The sequence below is a fragment of the Piscibacillus salipiscarius JCM 13188 genome (assembly GCF_001311865.1).
Lineage (GTDB): Bacteria > Bacillota > Bacilli > Bacillales > Alkalibacillaceae > Piscibacillus > Piscibacillus salipiscarius.
The window spans coordinates 1-1,740 of record NZ_BBCD01000051.1; the positions used below are offsets into that span (position 1 = coordinate 1).

Annotated in this window: 2 protein-coding genes; both read left to right on the plus strand. The window is 38.4% G+C overall.

Annotated features, from left to right (window positions below; translation table 11 throughout):
* Positions 1 to 101: 101 nt before the first annotated feature.
* The gene (locus tag JCM13188_RS19970; RefSeq protein WP_279402059.1) at positions 102 to 578 is read left to right on the plus strand and encodes an IS110 family transposase; all 477 of its coding nucleotides are present in this window, start codon (positions 102 to 104) and stop codon (positions 576 to 578) included.
* Between the two features lie 47 nt (positions 579 to 625).
* A complete protein-coding gene (locus JCM13188_RS19975) occupies positions 626 to 1,378 on the plus strand; it encodes a transposase (RefSeq protein ID WP_279402060.1) in 753 nt (250 codons plus the stop codon).
* The last annotated feature ends 362 nt before the right edge of the window (positions 1,379 to 1,740 follow it).

Consider the following 1,740-nt stretch of genomic DNA (forward strand, 5'->3'; position numbering starts at 1 on the left):
CATTCCTATCGAATCAGGTTTTCACCTCTTGAATTAAAAAGGGCCCTCCGTTATGATGCTGTCATAGCACAAACAAACATTCATCATAAGGAGGACCTATAATGAATAATAAACGTAATCAGCGCGTGAATCAAATCACAGATAACACCCTAATTCTTGGAATTGATATTGCCAAGCATACTCATTATGGAGTTATAACGGATGATCGGGGCCGAGAACTGGGGAAGGCATTTCCTTTTAAACAATCTTTAGAAGGCTTTAATAAGTTACTAAAAACCATCCATTACTATATGGAGAAGTATCAGAAGACAGATATACTCGTTAGCTTTGAGCCAACGGGTCATTATTGGAAAAACTTAGCGGCCTATTTAATGGAACATTGTATACCTTTTGTGACCGTAAATCCTATGCATGTGAATAGAGCTAAGGAATTTGACGATAATTCACAAACTAAGAATGATCAGAAAGATGCTCGTGTCATCGCTAAGCTCGTAGTAACCGGGAACTTTCATTACCCTCGACATTTAGAAGGGGTTGAGCGGGAGCTTCGTGAAGGAGCATCACTTAAAAAAGACTAAAGGATGATATATCAGCTACCAAGAATCGCATTACTGGATTTTTGGATATGTACTTTCCTGAGTTCAATAAAGTATTTAAAGGATATGGGAAACAAGCTTGTGAAGTTCTAAAACTTACACCATTCCCAGCTGATTTAAAAGGACAACGTCCTGAAGATTTAGCGGTGATGATTCAACAACATTCAAACACCACCTATCCGCCTAAAAAGAAAATTGAAAGGCTTTGCGAGATAGCAGAAAGTTCTATTGGTTTAACAGAAGGAGAAGGGATGGCACGATTGCACATTACCACACTTGTCCAACAACTTGAGTTTCTACAAGCTCAACTTCAAGACCTTGAACAAACGCTTGAAACATTAGTGAAAGAGATACCAGAGTTTGAATATTTAAACTCTATTCGTGGCATTAGCGAACAAACTGTTATTGAATTACTAGCCTATACAGGTTCACTATCGGAATATGATCATCCACGCCAGCTTATTAAATTAGCGGGATTGTCATTACGTGAACATTCATCTGGTCAGAAGAAAGGCACTAAACATCTATCTAAGCGTGGCCGAAAGGACTTACGGTCCTTATTGTTCAAAGCTATTTTGCCGCTCATTCATAATAACGAGGCCTTTAACAACTTATATCAATATTACATTACACGGTCTGAGAACCCTCTTCGAAAGAAAGAGGCGATGGTGGTTTTAAGTTCAAAGTTAATCAAGGTAATGTATGGATTATCCAAGAACAAAACATACTTTAACGCTGAACAAATGGAAAGTGATATGTTTGTCAATCCAAAAGTAGCTTAAGGATTATTCTAGTATGACAAAAAGATGACACAGAGAGCCGGCGCATACTGAGACATTAGACTAAGAGTCCATGCAGGAGCATAATGCTGGCCTCTGCCTTATGGAAAGGCCCAGTGAAGGAATGTAAGCGCACGACGCTAAGAGATATGGGAGGGGACGTCTTCATAAGTTAGCAGAGTGAGTCGAGTGCATCAAATAACCGCCCAATTGTTAATTAATTACAATTAACAGTAGCGAAGCGTGCGCTTGTGTTCCTTATAATTACAGAAATGTCATTTAATCTTTATGGAAGTTAACTATAGTTTTTTAAAAAAATTTATAAGCTTACTATTGGCTGGTATGACAACATTTCCCGAGGGAGT

What these genes read in the sequence shown, in the direction of transcription:
- JCM13188_RS19970 (WP_279402059.1), top strand. Translation starts at nt 102, where the DNA reads ATGAATAATAAACGTAATCAGCGCGTGAATCAAATCACAGATAACACC.
- JCM13188_RS19975 (WP_279402060.1), top strand. Translation starts at nt 626, where the DNA reads ATGTACTTTCCTGAGTTCAATAAAGTATTTAAAGGATATGGGAAACAA.